Here is a 1,062-nt window from a genome sequence, read left to right as displayed (position 1 = left end):
AAATATAAATAGAAAAATAAGCGTGATACCTTTTTTCCAATTTTCATGGAATGGTATCACGCTTATTTTTATTTACTGGGGTTTTGTCCCAGCCTCTTTCTTTTGTTATTAATTTCAGAAATTTACATTTAAAGTGTAAAGCATTATGTTATTATCTGATTATGGATATTGAACTATTGGGCAGGTTAGTGAAAGTAAAATCCTTGGGAACCTTTCGTTTTCTAATTCGTATATGCTGTAAGGATAGGAGGGGATTTATTATGAAGAAAATTTTTGATGTTACATATGAAGGACACCATATTCAAGTGGTTAATACCTGGTTTAATGGTGAAAAGTTATACATTGATGGTAAATTACAGGATGAAAATTTAGGTTTCGCATTGAGAGCAACTTTGAGAGGAATTCTTAAAAACAATGACCAAATTACAAAAAATATTAAAGTAAGCCTTGGTGGTATTTTTACAATAAAATGCAAGATTTTTGTAGATAATGTTTTGGTTTTTAGTAAATAGATAGCCTTTTATGCTAATTAAACTAAAGGGTGCTTTACTTATACAAGGTGATTACAATAGGGTCATCTCTTTTTTTGCTTATAGAATTGGATGGGAGATATTTCGGAAAAATTATGGTGATAAGGGAGAAAAATTAATTATGAACAAAATAAATATAGGAATTTATTTCTTTATTATAACTTCTATTCTTTATGCCACACGTTTTATCTGTGGTGCAATAGGTGGAATCGGGGGAACAGAATGGGGTAAGGATGAATTTGCAAGGCAATTGTCCTATGTTCCAAACGGTTTAATGATCGCTACTATCATCGCTTTAATTTTAGGGATTGTCTTTTTTGTATGGGGATTCAAAGATTCGCTTCAAAAGAAATAGCAGACTAAAAGCAGTCTGCTATTTCATTTTTGATAAATTCATATGGTAGTTTGTAAAAACATCGTACTTGTACTAACGGGTGCTTTACTCAAAGATGACTATCTTGTTAAAAGGGTGGAAATTTAATGAAAAACAAGGATACTATTTATGATATTGTCGTGCATACTGTCAATTTAA

Annotated in this window: 2 protein-coding genes; both read left to right on the top strand. The window is 30.6% G+C overall.

The window, feature by feature from the left end; all coding sequences use genetic code 11:
• Window positions 1–260 precede the first annotated feature (260 nt).
• The gene (locus MN204_RS20265) at window positions 261–512 is read left to right on the top strand and encodes a hypothetical protein (protein ID WP_249872891.1); all 252 of its coding nucleotides are present in this window, start codon (window positions 261–263) and stop codon (window positions 510–512) included.
• Window positions 513–651: 139 nt separating this feature from the next.
• Complete coding sequence (locus MN204_RS20260) at window positions 652–885, top strand: hypothetical protein (protein WP_249872890.1); 234 nt, start codon at window positions 652–654, stop codon at window positions 883–885.
• The last annotated feature ends 177 nt before the right edge of the window (window positions 886–1,062 follow it).

The organism is Oceanobacillus saliphilus (genome assembly GCF_023522835.1).
GTDB lineage: Bacteria > Bacillota > Bacilli > Bacillales > Amphibacillaceae > Oceanobacillus > Oceanobacillus saliphilus.
This window is presented reverse-complemented; position numbering and strand designations above follow the sequence as displayed.